Annotated in this window: 18 protein-coding genes and 4 pseudogenes; 16 read left to right on the top strand and 6 right to left on the bottom strand. The window is 64.7% G+C overall.

The window, feature by feature from the left end; translation table 11 throughout:
- The first annotated feature begins 184 nt into the window (after positions 1 to 184).
- From U9979_RS23800 to U9979_RS23845, 11 genes and pseudogenes are all read left to right on the top strand, one after another.
- A complete protein-coding gene (locus U9979_RS23800) occupies positions 185 to 1,300 on the top strand; it encodes a sugar ABC transporter substrate-binding protein (protein WP_416220296.1) in 1,116 nt (371 codons plus the stop codon).
- 282 nt (positions 1,301 to 1,582) lie between these two features.
- On the top strand, positions 1,583 to 2,455 hold the full coding sequence (locus U9979_RS23805) for an ATP-binding cassette domain-containing protein (RefSeq protein ID WP_416220297.1): 873 nt from the start codon (positions 1,583 to 1,585) through the stop codon (positions 2,453 to 2,455).
- A 44-nt stretch (positions 2,456 to 2,499) separates the two neighbouring features.
- Positions 2,500 to 3,732 (top strand): sugar ABC transporter permease, encoded by a 1,233-nt coding sequence (locus U9979_RS23810; protein WP_416220298.1) that lies wholly within the window; start codon positions 2,500 to 2,502, stop codon positions 3,730 to 3,732.
- Between the two features lie 329 nt (positions 3,733 to 4,061).
- Positions 4,062 to 4,181 (top strand): annotated as a pseudogene (locus U9979_RS25430) (VapC toxin family PIN domain ribonuclease); the annotation flags it as partial.
- 148 nt (positions 4,182 to 4,329) lie between these two features.
- A complete protein-coding gene (locus U9979_RS23815; protein WP_322781038.1) occupies positions 4,330 to 4,779 on the top strand; it encodes a MarR family winged helix-turn-helix transcriptional regulator in 450 nt (149 codons plus the stop codon).
- Positions 4,780 to 4,814: 35 nt separating this feature from the next.
- Positions 4,815 to 5,258 (top strand): nuclear transport factor 2 family protein, encoded by a 444-nt coding sequence (locus tag U9979_RS23820; protein WP_322781039.1) that lies wholly within the window; start codon positions 4,815 to 4,817, stop codon positions 5,256 to 5,258.
- Positions 5,259 to 5,475: 217 nt separating this feature from the next.
- Positions 5,476 to 6,291 carry a TIGR03620 family F420-dependent LLM class oxidoreductase gene (locus tag U9979_RS23825; protein ID WP_322770625.1) on the top strand — a complete coding sequence of 272 codons (816 nt, stop codon included), beginning with the start codon at positions 5,476 to 5,478 and terminating at the stop codon, positions 6,289 to 6,291.
- Between the two features lie 282 nt (positions 6,292 to 6,573).
- Complete coding sequence (locus U9979_RS23830) at positions 6,574 to 7,038, top strand: group II truncated hemoglobin (protein WP_322781040.1); 465 nt, start codon at positions 6,574 to 6,576, stop codon at positions 7,036 to 7,038.
- Positions 7,039 to 7,087: 49 nt separating this feature from the next.
- On the top strand, positions 7,088 to 7,276 hold the full coding sequence (locus tag U9979_RS23835) for a hypothetical protein (protein ID WP_322781041.1): 189 nt from the start codon (positions 7,088 to 7,090) through the stop codon (positions 7,274 to 7,276).
- A gap of 122 nt (positions 7,277 to 7,398) precedes the next feature.
- Positions 7,399 to 7,785, top strand: a complete 387-nt coding sequence (locus U9979_RS23840; protein WP_322781042.1) for a DUF2784 domain-containing protein — start codon at positions 7,399 to 7,401, stop codon at positions 7,783 to 7,785.
- Between the two features lie 336 nt (positions 7,786 to 8,121).
- Positions 8,122 to 9,192: an acyl-CoA desaturase gene (locus U9979_RS23845; RefSeq protein ID WP_322781043.1), complete on the top strand. Its 1,071-nt coding sequence runs from the start codon at positions 8,122 to 8,124 to the stop codon at positions 9,190 to 9,192.
- Positions 9,193 to 9,224: 32 nt separating this feature from the next.
- Here the strand turns inward: U9979_RS23845 and U9979_RS23850 are convergent, their stop codons facing one another.
- The gene (locus U9979_RS23850) at positions 9,225 to 10,043 is read right to left on the bottom strand and encodes an SAM-dependent methyltransferase (RefSeq protein WP_322781044.1); all 819 of its coding nucleotides are present in this window, start codon (positions 10,041 to 10,043) and stop codon (positions 9,225 to 9,227) included.
- Between the two features lie 104 nt (positions 10,044 to 10,147).
- Between U9979_RS23850 and U9979_RS23855 the strand changes: the two genes are divergently transcribed.
- Positions 10,148 to 10,270 (top strand): hypothetical protein, encoded by a 123-nt coding sequence (locus U9979_RS23855; RefSeq protein WP_322781045.1) that lies wholly within the window; start codon positions 10,148 to 10,150, stop codon positions 10,268 to 10,270.
- Between the two features lie 130 nt (positions 10,271 to 10,400).
- On the opposite strand, the gene U9979_RS23860 is transcribed toward U9979_RS23855, so the two are convergent.
- From U9979_RS23860 to U9979_RS23875, 4 genes and pseudogenes are all read right to left on the bottom strand, one after another.
- A complete protein-coding gene (locus U9979_RS23860; RefSeq protein WP_416220299.1) occupies positions 10,401 to 11,381 on the bottom strand; it encodes a phosphotransferase family protein in 981 nt (326 codons plus the stop codon).
- Positions 11,382 to 11,407: 26 nt separating this feature from the next.
- Positions 11,408 to 11,647 (bottom strand): annotated as a pseudogene (locus U9979_RS23865) (acyl-CoA dehydrogenase); the annotation flags it as partial.
- A gap of 183 nt (positions 11,648 to 11,830) precedes the next feature.
- Positions 11,831 to 12,640 (bottom strand): CoA ester lyase, encoded by an 810-nt coding sequence (locus tag U9979_RS23870; RefSeq protein WP_322781048.1) that lies wholly within the window; start codon positions 12,638 to 12,640, stop codon positions 11,831 to 11,833.
- On the bottom strand, positions 12,637 to 13,143 hold the full coding sequence (locus U9979_RS23875) for a MaoC family dehydratase (RefSeq protein ID WP_322781049.1): 507 nt from the start codon (positions 13,141 to 13,143) through the stop codon (positions 12,637 to 12,639). The genes U9979_RS23870 and U9979_RS23875 overlap by 4 nt, the downstream gene beginning before the upstream one ends.
- 312 nt (positions 13,144 to 13,455) lie before the next feature.
- On the opposite strand from U9979_RS23875, the pseudogene U9979_RS25435 reads away from it, so the two are divergent.
- The 4 genes and pseudogenes from U9979_RS25435 (at position 13,456) to U9979_RS23905 (ending at position 16,582) form a co-directional block, all read left to right on the top strand.
- Positions 13,456 to 14,444: pseudogene (locus U9979_RS25435) on the top strand (dihydrodipicolinate reductase).
- Between the two features lie 977 nt (positions 14,445 to 15,421).
- Positions 15,422 to 15,922, top strand: a pseudogene (locus tag U9979_RS25440) (RHS repeat-associated core domain-containing protein); the annotation flags it as partial.
- Entirely contained in the window at positions 15,916 to 16,275 is a 360-nt protein-coding gene (locus U9979_RS23900; RefSeq protein ID WP_322751132.1) for a colicin immunity domain-containing protein, read from the top strand. The pseudogene U9979_RS25440 and the gene U9979_RS23900, both read left to right, overlap by 7 nt.
- A gap of 55 nt (positions 16,276 to 16,330) precedes the next feature.
- Positions 16,331 to 16,582 carry a hypothetical protein gene (locus U9979_RS23905; RefSeq protein WP_322781054.1) on the top strand — a complete coding sequence of 84 codons (252 nt, stop codon included), beginning with the start codon at positions 16,331 to 16,333 and terminating at the stop codon, positions 16,580 to 16,582.
- 92 nt (positions 16,583 to 16,674) lie between these two features.
- Here U9979_RS23905 and U9979_RS23910 read toward each other — a convergent pair whose 3' ends face one another.
- Entirely contained in the window at positions 16,675 to 16,839 is a 165-nt protein-coding gene (locus tag U9979_RS23910; protein WP_322781055.1) for a hypothetical protein, read from the bottom strand.
- Positions 16,840 to 17,055 lie beyond the last annotated feature (216 nt).

The raw sequence follows: 17,055 nt of genomic DNA on the forward strand, positions 1-17,055 counted from the left end.
TATGGTTCGAATTGCCGCCGACCACTTAGGGTGTGGCTCATCCGGTCCGATTCCGAACCCAATTCTCGGAACGGCGGTCACTGGCCATTCATTGTTGACAAATAGCGAGGCGTGTTATGCGTTCCGTCATCGACGGCCCGATTATTACAGGCGATCTGGACACCCAGGAAAGGTATACACGTTGATGCGGAAAAAGATTTTAGGAATAACGGCGACGATCGCGATCGCCTTCCCGCTTCTGGCCGCCTGCGGCAGCTCGTCTTCCGAACCGGCGGCATCTTCTTCTGAGTCAACGTCATCGACCGCCAACCAGAAAACAGGAAAGATCGGCGTAATCCTGCCGGACACGAAGAGCTCCGCCCGCTGGACGACCGCGGACCAGCCGCTGCTGGAGGCGGCCTTCAAGGCCGCCGGAGTTCAGTACCAGATTCAGAATGCACAGGGCGACGTGACCCAGATGCAGACGATTGCCGACCAGATGATCACGTCAGGTGTCACGGTGCTCATGATGACGAACCTGGACTCCGGTTCGGGTAAGGCGATCCAGGAGAAAGCCCGGGCCCAGGGTGTGGCGACTATTGACTACGACCGCCTCACGCTGGGTGGGTCCGCTCAGTATTACGTCAGTTTCGACAATGTGGCGGTCGGGAAGCTGCAGGGCCAGGGCCTGGTGGACTGCCTGAAGGCACAGGGTGTGGACAAGCCGATCGTAGCCGAGTTGAACGGCTCACCGACCGATAACAACGCAACCTTGTTCAAACAGGGCTACGAGTCGGTGCTGAAGCCGTTGTATGACAGCGGGACTCTGGTGAAGGGACCGGACCAAGCGGTGCCGGAATGGGACAACCAGCAGGCCGGAACGATCTTTGAACAGATGCTGACCCAGCAGCCGAAGATAGCTGGTGTGCTGGCGGCCAATGACGGACTCGGCAACGCCGCGATCGCAATCCTGGCGAAGAACCACCTCAACGGCAAGATTCCTGTCACCGGCCAGGATGCCACGGTGCAGGGCCTGCAGCATATTGTTGCCGGTGACCAGTGCATGACCGTCTACAAGGCCGTCAAGAAGGAGGCGGACGCTGCGGCATCCCTGGCGATCGACCTGGCCAGTGGCCGAAAGCCGAGCGTGCCCGGCAGCCTCCAGGACCCGGTCGGAAAGCGGGACGTCCCGTCAATCCTGCTGACGCCGGTTACAATCACCAAATCGAATGTCAAGGATGTCATCGCCGACGCTTATGTTTCCCGAGCGCAGGTGTGCATCGAATCCCTCACGACCCAGTGTGCCGCCGCGGGCCTGTGACGCGGCTACCCGGTGCGTTATTCATAATATAGAATATGCTGATCGGAAGAGCTGAACCGGTCTCGATCTGAGCCGGTCTCACGTACAGTACGCCTTCTGAATAGCGCTCCCGGTTCGGAGCGACCCCGCGCACGGTTGGCGATCGGCGGGTCCGGCGGTCACGACAGTGCGGACACGCCAGCGGCGCAGCGGCGCAGCGGCGCGCCATCGGCGATCGGGCGCGGGGTCTTCGTCGGACCGCAGGGAGGCTTCGTCGCACGAGGAGCAATGATGGATGATCGTCTGGAGCGAGACCCTATCCTAGAGTTACGTGGGGTGAACAAGAGCTTCGGGGCGGTGCACGTCCTGCATGATGTACATTTCGCCGCCCGCTCCGGCGAGGTGACCGCTCTGGTCGGCGACAATGGTGCCGGCAAGTCCACGCTGGTGAAATGCATCGCTGGCATCCACCCCATCGACTCCGGCACCTATCTGTTCAATGGCGAGCCGGTGAACGTGCACAGCCCCCGAGACGCATCCGCGCTCGGTGTCGAGATCGTCTACCAGGACCTTTCCCTGTGCAACAACCTCGACATCGTCCAGAATCTGTTCCTCGGCCGGGAGAAGCGGGGACGGTTCGTCCTTGACGAGCCAGGCATGGAGGAACTCACAGCCAGGACGCTCGCCGACCTTTCAGTGCGTACAGTCACGTCATTTCGTCAGAAGGTCGCCAGCCTTTCCGGTGGTCAACGCCAGACCATCGCGATCGCCAAGGCGGCCCTGTGGAACAGCAAGGTGGTGATCCTGGACGAGCCGACCGCCGCGCTGGGCGTGGCGCAGACCGCCCAGGTACTCGAACTGGTGCGACGGCTTGCGCGGGCTGGACTTGCCGTCGTGCTCATCTCCCACAACATGAACGACGTCCTGGCTGTGTCCGACCGGGTCTGTGCGCTCTACCTCGGGCGAGTGGCGGCAGAGGTACGGACTGCCGAGACAACGCACGCCACGATAGTCGAACTGATCACGACCGGCCAGTCGGGCGTGAGCCAAAAAGGGCCGCCGCCGTCACCACACCATGCCGACGCGGCGACGCTGGCTGCGGTAGCTCCGGTGGCGGCAGGCGGCCTACCGCCGGCCGATTCGGTCGCCTCGCCGTCGAACGGAGAACCGGGATGAAAAGCGTCCACCTTGTCGATCAGTCAGCCCCTCTGAGCGGGGAGATGCCGCCGATCGCAGCCCGAGCGCCTGCCGCGCAGGAGCGCTCCGGGTTCGGCGGCCATGTCCGCAGCTATGCCGTACGAATCCGTGGCGGGGACATGGGTGCCCTGCCGGCTATCCTCGGCCTGATCGTCCTGTGCGTGGTCTTCGCCGTGTTGCGGCCGTCATTCGTCTCAAAGACCAACTTTGCGAATCTGTTTACCCAGGGTGCCGCGATCACCATCATTGCCATGGGTCTCGTCTTCGTCCTCCTCCTTGGAGAGATAGACTTGTCCGCGGGCTTCGCCTCCGGAGTGTGTGCGGCGGTCATGGCCACCCTCCTGACCAATAACGGCCAATCCTGGTGGGTGGCCGTGCTGGGTGCGCTGGCCACAGGCGCGATCATCGGCGTGGTCCTCGGCTTCGCGGTCGCTCGCATCGGCATACCGTCATTCGTCGTTACGCTGGCCGCGTTCCTCGCCCTCCAGGGCGTCGTCCTACTCATCATTGGGAACGGCGGCAACATCTCCATCCAAGATAAGACGATCATTGCAATCGCGAACAAGAATCTCCCTCCGGTCCTGGGATGGGCACTGTTCGCCATAGCTGTCATCGGCTACGGATACGTCCAGACAGCCAGAATCGTCACGCGCCGTGCCCATGGTCTCAGCCACACCACGCACTCCGTGGTTGCGGCACGGATCACCGCGCTTGCCCTGGTGGGTGGGGCCGCCGTTTACTTCCTCAACCTCCAACGCTCACGTAACAGCGCGATCGTCTCCCTGCGCGGCGTGCCGGTCATCGTGCCGGTGATCGTCGCGCTGCTCGTGTTCTGGACATACGTCCTGACCTGCACCCGTTTCGGACGTCATGTCTACGCTGTCGGCGGCAATGCCGAAGCCGCCCGCCGCGCCGGCATAGACATCATCCGGATCCGTGTTGTTGCCTTCGTCATCTGTTCGACCATGGCCGCGATGGGCGGTATCGCCGCAGCCTCCCGAGCCACGTCCGTGGATCCCAACGCAGGCGGCAGTAACACCCTGCTCTACGCGGTCGGCGCCGCAGTCATCGGCGGAACCAGCCTCTTCGGTGGCAAGGGCCGCATCCTTGATGCCGTGCTCGGCGGTGCGGTCATCGCAGTCATCGACAATGGCATGGGTCTGATGGGCTACAGCGCCGGCGTCAAATATATCGTGACTGGATCCGTGCTCGCCCTCGCCGCCGGCGTCGATGCGCTGAGTGGTTCACGGCGTTAGAGCGCCCGGCAATAGGGACGCGGCGTCGCGGGGCCACGGCACGCACCTCGCCACATCGCCCCCCGTCCATCGCTTTGCGAGGCACGGGTACCTCGGCTCGTCGGTCGACACCCAACACCTCCGGTTCCTCCGGCGGCCTCAAGGAGTCAGTGCGCCACATGTGATGAATCTTGTGGCTCACTGATGGGAGACCTGGGTGCGGGGTCAGGCGTTGACCGCGGAAGACCGCGAGGAGATTTCTCGTGGGATTTCGGAGGGGCTTTCAGTGTCGGCTATTGTTTGATTGCTGGGAAAACGCCGATTGGTGGTGAACTGGGAGATTGGCCGTTGTGGCGGACGCGGTGAACGTGGTGCTGGCGGAGCAGTACCAGACCGACAGTGTTCTCACACTCGACCGACGCGACTTCCGCGCGATGCGCCCGCAAAAGTCCCAGGTCACAGCCCCGGACAAGTTTCGGACACCCGCAGGGAGCCTACGGTCAGTCCCGCGACCACCGTCACGGGGATCGTGGTGGGGACCGCAGCGAGTCACACCGTGCCGCTGTCGTAAGCAGCCGGTTTTGCTCGCCCAGGATACGTAAGCTAGATTTCATATCTGTGAGCGAGACTCCGGATCTTCTGCAGGACGCGCAGGACCTGCGAATCGCTGTCGGCCGCGTCGCCCGCCGCATGCGTCAGCTGTACGCCGCGAGTGGTGCGGGGTCCGACGTCACGTTCACCGAGGCGGCTGTCCTCGTCCGTCTCCAGCGGGAAGGACCGACCTCGCCCGGAACGATCGCGGGACGTGAGCGGGTTACCTCGCAGGCGATCACGGCGGTCCTCAGCGAGCTGCGCCGGCGCGGGTTGGTGACGCGCAGCGTGGATGCGACGGACCGCCGCAAGGTGGCGGTAGCAATTACTGATGCGGGCCACCACGTGCTGCGAGACAGCGAACAAGCCGTCTTCGACGCGCTTCTGCACGCGTTGACCCGATCGTTCACCGACTCGGAACTGGCCCACCTCCATGCGTCCGTTCCGCTGCTTAGCCGCCTCGCAGACGTCCTCTGAAGAAACACCCAATCCACGACATCGGGAGTCATGCAATGCCCACTTCGATCCGGCCCGCCGTGGAGAGCTTCTTCGCACGGTTCGAGCATGCAAGCCGCATGCTCGACACCGCCGCACTTTCCGACATGTTCGCGGAGGAGTTCCTCAGCCTCGACCCGTCCCACGCAACCTGTGTGACGCGAGAGGACTTCGTACGGACCCTGCCTCTCCGGGAACGTCTGTTTGCATCTGTGGGAGCGACCGGCACGACGCTCACCGGCCTGTCCGAGACATCGCTTGACGGGCTTCACACTCTGGTCGAAACTACATGGAGCGTCCAGTTCGACGCGAACCACATCGCGGGTGGCGAGCTGACGCTGTCATCGGCCTTTCTTCTGCGCCGGTATGATGACCGGTGGCGGGTAGTGGCCTACCTCAACCACCACGACATTGTGTCCGTCCTCGCCGCACGAGCCAGTATCGTGACGGCCGAACTATGATCGAATATGGGTCGAAGTGGCTACGAAACATGACACACGAGCTGGCCACCACAAGGCCGGACATGTGGATGCTGCCGCATTCGTCGGGTCCGTGATCAGCCAAGGTTGATGGATGCGTCGACGCCAGCGCCGACCGCAGCCTGCCTCGGAACATCCCGGCGCGTGGCCCTGTTGTGGCCTTCCGTCGGGTGACCTGTGTGGCTGGAGGCGAAGTGTGATGTCGAAGATCGAGCTGGGACCGGTCGGTGCGGTCCTGAGTCCCGCAGCGGATGGGCTCCTCGACGCAGCGGTCGAGCTGGAGGACCTGGGCTATTCGACGATCTGGCTGACGGGCGGCCCGCTCGGTGGTCTCGGGCAGATCGCCGATCTCGTGCGTGCGACCCGGACAGTCCGGGTCGCCAGCGGGATCATCTCCGTCGACCGGTTCGAACCGGAGGCTGTGGCGGCCCTGTACACCGACCTGGAGGCCACCCATCCGGGTCGGTTCGTCGTTGGTCTCGGTGGCGCGCATGGGGCGAAGCCGGTGCAGACGTTGACCGCGTACCTCGATGCGCTGGGCGCCGTCCCGGCGACCGCGCGTGTGTTGGCGGCGCTGGGGCCGCGCATGCTCGAACTGGCCCGCCGCTGCGCGGCCGGTGCCCTTCCCGTCCTCGTCACCCCCGACTACACCGTCCGGGCCCGCTCGCTGCTGGGCGAGGACACCACCCTCGCCATCGAACAGCTCGTCGTCCTCGACACAGATCCCGGCCGCGCGCGAGGGATCGCCCGCGGACCTCTCGGCTTTCTGAGCACGGTTCCCGCCTACCCTGCGAACTTCCGCCGGATGGGCTTCACCGAGGACGAGATCACCCACCTCGATGATCGGCTGGTTGACGCCCTCGTCGCCTGGGGCGACGTCCACGCGGTCGCGGCACGGGTCTCTGAACATGTGCGGGCAGGGGCCGATCACGTCGCCGTAAGCGTTACCACAGGCTCACCAGAGACCATTCCGATCGACCAGTGGCGCGCACTCGCCAAGACGCTGATCCCGTAGCCGGCGGGGCGCTGCAACGCCTGCCGGTGCCCGAAACTCGTCCGCGACGAACGACACGCGGCTGCCGTCCTCACCGCGGTCACGCTGGCCGCAAGCCTTCCGCTCGCGCGTACGACGCCATGATCACAGCCACGGCCCTGTCTAATGATCTACCGGTGTACATGTGCAATCCCGCCGATTTTTCCGGCATCGACGGCCTCACGGTGGTTGCGATCCCTGTACCGGGTGCGCCACATCCGTGGGGGTGGCGGCGTTGCGCGGTCACGGTTCACAGTAGTGCGTATGTCACGCCCATCGATCTTTGAGTTCGCCGGTGGCGAGTCGGCGTTCTTGGCGCTTGCGGCCGCCCACCACGAGCGCTGCCTGGCGGATCCGGTGTTGAACCATCCGTTCTCCCATCCCGGCCATCCCCAGCACGTGGCGAGGCTGGCCGGCTATTGGGCCGAGGTGTTCGGTGGCCCGGCGCTGTACTCGCTGTCCTGCGGCGGTCATTCGGCGATGCTTGACATCCACGCCGGCGCGGGCGCCCAGGACGACCTGGGAGAAAGATTCATCCGGTGTTTCGTGCAGGCGGCTGATGATGCGGGCCTTCCCGATGACACTGATTTCCGGGCCGTCCTACGGTCGTACATGGAGTGGGCTGTGCGCGACGTGCTGGCGTACTCGCCGCGTGATTCCCAGGTGGCTCCGGGCCTGCCCGTTCCCCGGTGGTCCTGGGACGGTCTTCAAGGCACCGATGCGGTATAAGTGATCATGCGGATGGGTCGTATTTCCGGGCAACGGCATCGATGCGGGCATGCTTGCCTTCCTGGAAGTCCTGTTCGGTGAGGAGGTCCGCCATGTCGATCTTGCCGACGAGGGCGCCCTGGACCTTCCTCCGGTCTTGGTGGGAGGCATCCGCCTCGTGCCGCCGGCGGATGAAATGGGTGAGTGCACCGACGAGGTGCGCCAACGCATGCACTCGGGAATACCGAGGGCCGTCTGACGTGGGGATCCCGCTGAGCCGGTTCTGCGTCACGGTTGCGTGAGTGCGTAGGATGACTACCGGGTGCGGCAGGTGCAGCAGGCCGACTCGCGTGGTATGCCGCAGACCGCCGGGAAGGAATGATGCGCTACCGGTTGCTGGCCGATCTCGTGGTGGCCGTCCACGTCACGTTCATCATCTTTGTCGTCGTGGGAGGGCTGCTCGTCTGGCGATGGCCGGGGCTGCTGTGGCTGCACGTCCCCGCGGCGCTGTGGGGCGTGCTGATCGTCGGGATCGGCTTCCCGTGTCCGCTGACGTGGCTGGAGAAGTACCTGCGGCGGATGGGAGCTGAGCAGGTCTATCCGGGAGGGTTCATTGATCACTATATCAAGGGTGAGCTGTATCCGAAGGGGTTGAACCCCCTCATGCAGGCTCTTGCGGTGCTGGTGACCGTCGTCGGATACACCGGTCTGCTCATGGGGCGCCGTCATGCCCATGCTCGTCTGACCGCGCGCCCTCCGACGGCCTGAGCCCGGTTGCGAGGGGTGACTCACGGATCAGTATGATTCGGTCGCTTTCCGTCACGAATTCACCGTCGCCATCGCATTGATCAACGAATGGCTTCCCGAACGGACTCCTGAAGCACACCCCAGGTCTGCCCGTCGTCAACCGGCGGGTGCTAGAACCGTTACTGTAGGCTCGCACATGCAGCTCTCCACCGGCCCTCATCCAGCACGGCGACGTCGAGACCGAAAGTTGAAGCGCCCGTTTGCGCGAGACGGTATCAGGACATACGAGCGTTTCAAAACACGAGGCTTCTCGTGTGTCACTCTATGGAGTATGCTCCGGCGGGAGGTCGACGTTTCTTGCGTAATTCAGGTGAGACAGGTCTTGCGGAATCCGCCATCGCTCTTCGACCAGAACGGGAAATTCAAAGCGATTATATCGAGTTGCTCGAAAAAGTGCGAGCGGCGGGTCTGCTGAAGCCGCGTTACGGAGCGTATGGAACCTTGATCGCGGCAAACGTCGCGCTTTATCTGGTCACCTGGAGCGCTTTCGTCCTGCTCGGCGATTCTTGGTGGCAGATCGTAACCGCGGTGATTCTTGCGATCTCATTCACTCAGACCGCATTCCTTGCGCACGATGCAAGCCACAGCCAGATACTCGTGAGCCGATCGGCGAATCGGAGAATCGGCCTCCTGCACGCCAACCTGGCCATCGGAATCTGTTATGGATGGTGGGCGCCGAACCACTTTCGGCACCATGCCTACCCGAACCACGAGCAGCGGGACCCCGACCTCACCAACAAGTTCATGCTGATGACCTGGAGTCAGGCCGGCTCGCACGACACTGTTCGGTATCTGCCGCGGCGCGTCCAAGCCTTCGCATTCCTGCCGCTGTTGTCGTTTCAGGCTGTATCAATGCACATAAAGAGCGCGCTCGCCATACCCGGCTTCAAGCCCAGGGGGCGAACGCCTGAAGCAGTTCTGCTGTTCATGCACTTTCTGGCGTACAGCGGCATGCTCATCGCCGTGCTGTCGCCGTGGAAGGTGCTGGTATTTTTTGCTGTGCAGCAGGGCCTCTTCGGCATCTATCTCGGCTGCGTATTCGCAATTAATCACAAGGGGATGCCAACGTACGACAACGACGACATGGATTTTGTTCGCCGTCAGGTAGTCTGCTCGCGAAACATTCGCGGAGGGCGTTTGGTATCGCTGGCGACGGGGGGATTGAACTACCAGATCGAGCACCACCTTTTTCCTCGGATGCCCCGCTCCAACTTTCGCCTTGTGCGTCCGATAGTTCAGGATTTTTGTAGGTCGAAAGACATTCCTTACACTGAAGTCGGTGTGCTGGGATCCTTCGGGCAGGTCATGCTGTATCTGCATCGCCTAGGCAACATCAGGCGTCCGCACGATGCCTACGGCATCCGGTGACAAAATCGAGCGGACGTGTGCAGGGCACTGCGTCAGGGCTTCCGGCCGACGGCACAGAATTGGGCCACCTTGATGTCGGCATGGGGATCGCCGGGCTCGGGGCGCCACTGCGAACACGAAACCACGCCGGGTTCCAGCAGCTCGATGCGGTCGAAGAAGCGGGCGATCTCATCGCTGTTGCGGAGGATGAGCTGGTAGGGGCCGTCTTCGTTCCAGTCCCGTACGGCGTTCTCCATCACCTCGCCGTGCACTTCTGAGGTGGGGTGGGCGATCGTCAGGTAACTGCCCGACGGTACGACGTCGAGAAGTCGATTCACGATTGCGTGTGCCTCGTCGTCCGTGACGAAGCACAGGATTCCCACCAGCATGAGCGCGATCGGTTGATCGAAGTTCAGCGTCCGGCCGGCAGCCTGCAGGATCAGGTCGGGGTCGCGCACGTCTGCGTCGAGGTAGTCGGTGACGCCCTGCGGGACGCTGGTGAGCAGTGCGCGGGCGTGCACCAGGACGATGGGGTCGTTGTCGACGTAGACGACGCGGCACTCCGGTGCGATCGTCTGGGCGACTTCGTGGGTGTTGTCGGCGGCGGGGAGCCCGGTGCCGATATCGAGGAACTGACGAACCTCCGCCTCACCGGCGAGGTAGCGGATGGCACGACCCAGAAAGGCCCGGTCTGCGCGAGCGGAGTCGACCAGGTCGGGCATGAGAGCAAGCATGCGGTCACCGACCTCGCGGTCCGCCGCGAAGTGGTCCTTGCCGCCAAGCCAGTAGTTCCAGACCCTGGCCGAGTGCGGCACGGTGGGGTCGATACCGGCCGGTTGCCGGTGGTTTGTGCTGGACGAACTGTTGGTCATGACGGTACCCCTCCGCCGGCCGGGCTGATGATCGTTGCGGGCTGTGTATTGCGCGGTGCCCTGCCGGTCGCGCTCAGGGCACTGCCTTGCGGATGGTGTGGACGATGTCCTTCGTCTTCGTGTCACTGGGGCCGGTGGCCGGGATGGCGGCGAAGACCGCGGTGTCGCCCGCGGCGTTGAACCGGGCCGACGAGACCGAGACGACACCCTGGGCGAGGTCGTCGTAGGTGCCCCGCTCCGTGGTGAAGGTGGGCTTGGCCGCGTCCCAGGATGTGCCCAGTTGCAGGTCCAGCCGTGCCCAGCGGGTGCCCCCGTTGGTGTTCCGGGGACTGCGGCCGCCCCCCGACGCGGGCCGGGTCAGTCCGTGGTCTCGGCCAGCTCGGCCGCTGCCTTCATCGTGTCGACGATCACCGGCCCGAACGCCTGCAGCTGGTGGTCGTCCCCGGCCCGCTGGAAGCCCTTCTCCAGCACGATGGCGAGTTTCCACTTGGCGAGGATGATGTAGTAGTCGATGTCGTCGACCTGCCGGCCCGACACCTCGGCGTAGTGCGCGAGGACCTGCGAGCGGCTCGGCATACCCCGTAGGTCGACGTAGCTGGCCTTAGACGCTGCCTCGGCCATGGTGTCCTCGGGCCAGCTCTGGATCATCCAACCCAGGTCGAGCTTGGGGTCGCCGACGGTGCCCATCTCCCAGTCGACGACGGCGGCCAGCGTGGCCGGCGCCCCGTCGGCGAACATGACGTTGGCGAACTGGTAGTCGCCGTGCATGAGGCCTGGGATGTAGTCGATCGGGCGGTGGGCGCGCAGCCACGCCGAGGCGACGTCCATGCCCTCGAGCTCACGGCCCTTGATCCGCTCGAAGAACTTCGTCCACCGGTCGACCTGGCGCTCGTGAAAGCCGTCCGGACGGCCGAGGTCGTGCAGGCCCTTGGCCGCCCAGTCGACCTTCGACAACAGGGCGATGCCCTCGGCCAGCTGGTAGCCGAGCCCGGCCCGCGCGTCGAGATCGGTGTCAAATGGCGCCGGCCAGGTCTTGCGGCCGATCGGTGACCAGCCGTCGACGAAGCCCATCAGGTAGAAGGCGCGGCCGAGGACCGAGGTGTCGGCGCACATGGCGATGGCCTCGGTGTGGGGCACGTCGGTGCCGTCGAGCGCCTCGATGATCCGCCACTCGCGGAGGATCCCCTCGTCACGATCGGCCGGCGCGTTCTGTGGCGGGATCCGGATGACGCACCGGTTCTCGCCGCGGCGCAGCTCGTAGATCTCGTTCTGGGTTCCGCCCGACAGGAAGCGGTGCTCGAGCGGCTCGCCCTTGCCGGGCAGGTCGTTCTCGTCCATCCAGGCGGCAAGCCGCTCGAAGTCAATCACAGGTTCCCCATTTCGTGCTCGAGGTAGTCGGCGAACGTCGCCTTGGCGGCTTCCACCTTCTTCGGGATCCGCTCCGTGGGCCAGCGGTTGTCGCTCGGCCGGTGGTTCCGCAGAACCTGGCGGGCGACGGTGACCTTGTGGACCTCGGTCGGGCCGTCAGCGAGGCCCATGACGCCAGCGCTGTGGATCATGTGGAAGAACGGCACTTCGTTGGTCGTGCCAAGCGCGGCGTCCACCGCTCCGCACAACGGGAAGCGGTGCGGGCACCCCGGCTCCGTCGGTCGACGCCCAACACCTCCGGTGCCTTTCTCCTCCGCCTCGCGATCTACGCACCCCGGCCCCACTCCTTGATCCACGCCCCTGTTGCCGGGCGCTCCTAGAAGCGCCCGGCGTCACGACAGGCCCTCAGGGATCCGGCATCACTGCGGATGGTTGGCGAGAATGTGTTCGGCGTGGCGCAGGACGGGGGCGTCGACCATCCGGCCCTCGAAGGAGAACACACCGGCCGCCTGCCGGGCGGCCTGGAGTACCCGTCGGGCCCAGTCGACCTCCTCCGGCGAGGGCAGGAAGGCGTGCCGGATGGCGGCGACCTGGCTGGGGTGGATGCACGCCTTCACGGTGAATCCGCTGGCCGCCCCGTCCTGTGCCTCCCGGACGAGTCCGTCCCGGTCGGCGATGTCGAGGTAGACGGAGTCGACGGCGACGCGCAGGTGGGCGCCGGCAGCGAGCAGGACGCTGGCCCGCGCGTGCATGGCGATCTGGCGGTAGCGGCCGCTGGGGTCCCGACTGGAACGTCCGCCGAGCGCGGCTACCAGGTCTTCGGCTCCCCACATGAGGCCGACGGTGTTGCCGACGGCGGCGATGGCCGGTGCGGCCAGCACCCCGCGCGGGGTCTCGCAGAGCGCGAGGACGTGGCGTGGTGCGAGGGCGGCCACCTGCTCGGCCGTCTCGGTCTTGGCGAGCATCACGGTCTGGTACGGGGTGTCGGCGAGTACCGCCAGGTCCTCGGCGTAGTCGTCGGTGCCGGCCGGGTTGATCCGCACGATCGTGCGGATCGGGTCGAGCAGGGTCTCGCGCAGCGCTTGACGTGCCCGGGGTTTGTTCTCGGCGGCGACGGCATCCTCCAGGTCGAGGATGACGCCGTCGGCCGCCGTGGCCGCCTTTGCGTATCGGTCGGGACGGTCGGCGGGGCAGAACAACAGCGCCGGTCCGGGCAGGTCGGTGGTCACCGACTCACCTCCGGGCCCGGGTCGGAGCACAGCATCAGCGCGGAACGCACGGCGACCGCGACCACATCGCCGTCCTGGTTGTGTGCGGTGTGTTCGAAGGTGACCACGCCCTGGCCCGGTCGGCTGCGTGAGCGCCGCTTGTCCACCACGGTCGTCTCGGCGTAGAGGGTGTCGCCGTGGAAGACCGGAGCGGGGAAGCGGATGTCGGAGAAGCCGAGGTTGGCCACGGTGGTGCCCTGGGTGAGCTGGTTGACCGACAGGCCGACGAGGGTCGACAGGGTGAACATGCTGTTGACCAGGCGGCGACCGAAGGGCTGGGTGGCACTCCACGCCTCGTCGAGGTGCAGCGCCTGCGCGTTCATCGTCAACGTGGTGAACAGGGTGTTGTCGGCTTCGCCCACGGTCCGTCCTGGCCGGTGCACGTACACAACGCCGATCTCCAGTTCGTCGAACCACAGGCCACGCTGCTCGATGCGACGGCGGTGGTCGTCTGCGCCGATCATCGGTTCACCTCCGTCGGTCGGGGCTTCGGCTTCGGCTTCGGTTTCGGCTTCGGTTTCGGTTTCGGGTCAGAGGATATGCGATCATGGTTCTGCTCGGCGACCAGGTCGATCCCGCTGACCATCCCGGTGACCACCCCGCTGACCGGATGTTCGACCTCCAGCCGGGTGTTCATCTCCATGAAGCGGGGGAAGGCGGATCGGTATTGGCCATCTCGCTTTCGGAGAATAGCGTTTTCTCCACTGGAGAGTGGAGGGTGCGGCGACGTGGCAGGGGATCTCGACGGGTTACGGGCGGCCGAGGGCCAACGGGCATTGGACGCCACACCGCAGTACCGGGTCGTCCAGTGGGTCACCGGGAACATCGGCACCCGCGCGCTGCGGGCCGTCATCGAGCACCCGAACCTGACCGTGGCCGGGGTGTACGTCCATACGCCGGCCAAAGCAGGACGTGATGCCGGCGAGCTGTGCGGGCTCGGCCCGACCGGGGTCGTCGCGACCCATGACATCGACGAGATCCTGGCGCTCGGCGCCGACTGCATCCTGTACATGCCGGCCACCTGCGACATCGACGAGGTCTGCCGGTTACTGGCAGCGGGCGCGAACATCGTCACGACCCGGGGCGAGTTCCATCGTGCGGACAGTATCGATCCGGCGGTTCGCGAGCGGGTCGAGGCCGCATGCGACCGCGGTGGCACCTCGATCCACAGCACCGGCAGCAGTCCCGGGTTCATCACGGAGGCTGTCCCGCTGGTGTTGACCTCGATCCAGCGGCGGCTTGACAACCTGACGATCAGCGAGTTCGCAGATCTCTCGCAACGCGACTCGCCGATGCGCTTTCGATGCCGCTGGACTCCCTGGAGGCGAGCGGGTAGGTCGCGACCGCGCGGCGCGCGGTCCGGATCGCCGCCGGCACACTGGAGGCCGACACCAAGGCCGCGCAACGGATGACGGTGTCGGGTATCCGAGGCGGTCGGCCGGTGCTGTGTTTCCGGGCCATGTGGTACTGCACCACCGGCCTCGATCCCTCGTGGGACGTCCGCGCCACCGGCTGGCACATCTCGGTCGACGGTGACGCGCCGCTCGACATCGACATTCGTTTTCCGGTGCCTCTTGAGCGGATGGGTGCCATGTCGCCCGGATACACGGCGAACCGCGCCGTCAACGCCGTGCCCTTCGTCTGCGCGGCACCCCCGGGGATCCGTTCGACGGTCGACCTTCCCCCATCGTCGCCGCGCTCGGGTGACCGCGCCGCCGCAGTCCCGGCGGTGGTCAGGTTCGGTATACAACGGCATCGTAGGTAGAAAATGTCATCATAACGGCCGATTCAACCTACTGTCGGACGACATTCGGCCGAACGGTAGGTGGTTCCGGTCATCAGGATGGCCTCAACGACCTACGCACTCCGGCCCCGTCACCCGGATTCTGTTCACCGGCGGCATCACATGGCAGACGGTGAAGCCTCGTGACCGGCACGAGACTGTCACCCTGCTCCGTGATACGGCGGCGGTACCGGGGGCCGGTCCGGCCACCGAGTTGCTTGCCATCAGCCGGAACGGTGTCGTCGCAGGCCTGCCGATCCGGACGGTCGGCCCGGACGATTTGATCACGGTCTGGCGTGCTTGACTGGTCCAGATGATCGACTTCTGAATCGGGCTCTCGGAGCGAGACCCTTCATGGAGGTGATGATCGGCGTTTGTTTGTTGTTAGGTACGGTTTTTGGCCGGATAGGCGTACCTGACGACAAACTCATGCCGATCTTGTCGACGGACGGTACCCACCCTCAGTGCAGATGCGCCTGCCAGCCGGCGGGCACCTGCCGGGCTGGGCCGGGCTGGGCCGGGCTGGGCGTCGGCCGGCGAGCACGCCCGAGGCCGGGAATGATCTCAATCTTCTGGAGTATTGATGCTGATTATGTTCCAATATATTACTTTATGCATAGGGCTGTGATTGTGCGGCTGTGGGTCGCTTTCGGTGGTCGGTGGTCGGTGGTCGGTGACGATGCGGGGAGGGCCGTGGTGGGTGACTGGGGTGTTCTGGACCTGGAGGGTGATCCGACTCCGGGTGATCCGGATGCGGTGCGGGGCATGGCCATCCGGTTGCGGGACCAGGCCGATGTCGCCGAACACAACACCACTCGCCTGCGGGCGATCGCGGGTAGCGGTGGTGAGCTGGCGATGGCTGGTGATTACGCGCCGGCGTTCACCGAGGCGTTGGTGGAGCTGCCCGACGGGCTGGCCCGGTTGGCCCGGGCCTACCGTGGCTGTGGGGATGCGCTGTCGGCGCAAACTACAACTATCATCGCTACTACGATCCCGAGACCGCCCGCTACGACTCCACCGATCCCCTCGGCCTGGCCCCCGCACCCAACCCCCACACCTATGTCCCCAACCCCTATCAGGAGCTCGACCCCCTCGGTCTCGCGCCGTGCACCACTGGCAGCCGCGGTGCCGCAGCAAAGTGGGCAGAAAAGGCCGACTTCTCAAATTCGAAGGTTATGAATAAGAAGTACGATGCTCATGCTGTGGACTTCGGCATCGGCGGGAATAAAAACAAGGCGAACCTCGCCGCATTCCAAGATGCGATGAAAGCGCACATGACTGCCGACGGAACAAATATTTACAGATTTAACTACCGGGGTCAGGGTCAAGCGGTCGGGTTCATTGATTCGGCAACAAGTAAGATGGTCATGCTGCGTGCGGATTCCGGGCAGTTCTGGACCGTGTATCGTCTTGGCGACAATCAGTTTGCAGGAATTATCGATAATGGTTATCTATGGTGATTCGGAATTCGGCTGATGATGCGTCACAGCCGAGGCGGCGTGTCTGGTCATCGCCGTCTGAGGTCGATCCTGGAACCGGCATTGCCAGGCAGCTCGAACTAATGCATGAACTCATTGAGGCCAAGATGTCTGGCCCAGAGTTCGCACATGCGTGGCTGGCGGCTCGTCGTCATGCATTGGATGAGAAGGAGCGGGTTCGAGAGCGTTTCGATCGGATACTCACTGATGTCTTCTACCTTCTCGATGATTACGTGATCGACCCATCAATTCGTGATTCAGATGATATGACCGACGAAGAGCTGGTTGGGCGCGTCCGAAATGCACTGTGCGACCTATTGAGGTTGAACTCGTGACAATGAGGGCTGTTACGGTTCATGCAGGCGGACGGAGTGGCCGCCGACACGCCGGGTGAGCACGGCGGCTAGACTGCGCGCAGCCCGTCGCGCGGCGCAGGCCAGCACGGACGCCGGGGCCTTGAAACCCCTGCCCGCGACCGTGCTCGAAACCTTACCGGACGGCTCGCAGCTCGTGCGTGTACGCGAGTCCGACGCGATGCTCGCCCGCCGCCGCACGAAAACCGGCGCCGTCCATGTCGAACGGCCGGCGGTGGTCAGGTTCTGTGTTCCGCGGAACACCCAGATACAACGGCGTCGTAGGTAGAAAACGTCATCATAATGACCGATTCCACCTACTGTTGCGGCTCACACCGGCTCGCGGTAGGTGGTTCCGGTCATCAGGATGGCCTCAACGACCTACGCACCCCGGCCCAGCATGGTCGCGTACAGGAAGGCGTGGTGCTCGTCGAACCGTCCGGTGAGCGCGTCGCGTCGGACGTCGAGTCTGCGGCGCATCCCGGTGCGGGCGAGATTGGCAAGCACGTTCGGGTCGCGCTCGCTGGCGATGAGCGGGTCGAGCATCGCCCGACCCGAGATGCTCGGGCACCTCGGCTGCGTGTCGGAGGCGCCGTCCCGGCGGGCGACACGGTTCGAACCGTCGGCTATACGACGCCATCCCAAGTCGACACCGAAAGCCGCAGTGCGGGTGGTCGGCTCGGGTGCGGGCAGGCAGACGGTGCTGCACACAGCCAGGCGAGCGCGGCCTCAAGGAGTCAGTGCTGTCCGAGTTGTCGGGTA

The organism is Protofrankia sp. Cas4 (assembly GCF_963555915.1).
In the GTDB taxonomy this organism is placed as follows: Bacteria; Actinomycetota; Actinomycetes; order Frankiales; family Frankiaceae; genus Protofrankia.

What these genes read in the sequence shown, in the direction of transcription:
- U9979_RS23850 (WP_322781044.1), bottom strand. Translation starts at nt 10,043, where the DNA reads ATGACCAACAGTTCGTCCAGCACAAACCACCGGCAACCGGCCGGTATC.
- U9979_RS23820 (WP_322781039.1), top strand. Translation starts at nt 4,815, where the DNA reads ATGCCCACTTCGATCCGGCCCGCCGTGGAGAGCTTCTTCGCACGGTTC.
- U9979_RS23860 (WP_416220299.1), bottom strand. Translation starts at nt 11,381, where the DNA reads ATGGACGAGAACGACCTGCCCGGCAAGGGCGAGCCGCTCGAGCACCGC.
- U9979_RS23855 (WP_322781045.1), top strand. Translation starts at nt 10,148, where the DNA reads ATGTCCTTCGTCTTCGTGTCACTGGGGCCGGTGGCCGGGATGGCGGCG.
- U9979_RS23835 (WP_322781041.1), top strand. Translation starts at nt 7,088, where the DNA reads ATGCTTGCCTTCCTGGAAGTCCTGTTCGGTGAGGAGGTCCGCCATGTC.
- U9979_RS23900 (WP_322751132.1), top strand. Translation starts at nt 15,916, where the DNA reads ATGGTGATTCGGAATTCGGCTGATGATGCGTCACAGCCGAGGCGGCGT.
- U9979_RS23875 (WP_322781049.1), bottom strand. Translation starts at nt 13,143, where the DNA reads ATGATCGGCGCAGACGACCACCGCCGTCGCATCGAGCAGCGTGGCCTG.
- U9979_RS23800 (WP_416220296.1), top strand. Translation starts at nt 185, where the DNA reads ATGCGGAAAAAGATTTTAGGAATAACGGCGACGATCGCGATCGCCTTC.
- U9979_RS23830 (WP_322781040.1), top strand. Translation starts at nt 6,574, where the DNA reads ATGTCACGCCCATCGATCTTTGAGTTCGCCGGTGGCGAGTCGGCGTTC.
- U9979_RS23825 (WP_322770625.1), top strand. Translation starts at nt 5,476, where the DNA reads ATGTCGAAGATCGAGCTGGGACCGGTCGGTGCGGTCCTGAGTCCCGCA.
- U9979_RS23840 (WP_322781042.1), top strand. Translation starts at nt 7,399, where the DNA reads ATGCGCTACCGGTTGCTGGCCGATCTCGTGGTGGCCGTCCACGTCACG.
- U9979_RS23810 (WP_416220298.1), top strand. Translation starts at nt 2,500, where the DNA reads ATGCCGCCGATCGCAGCCCGAGCGCCTGCCGCGCAGGAGCGCTCCGGG.
- U9979_RS23910 (WP_322781055.1), bottom strand. Translation starts at nt 16,839, where the DNA reads ATGCTCGACCCGCTCATCGCCAGCGAGCGCGACCCGAACGTGCTTGCC.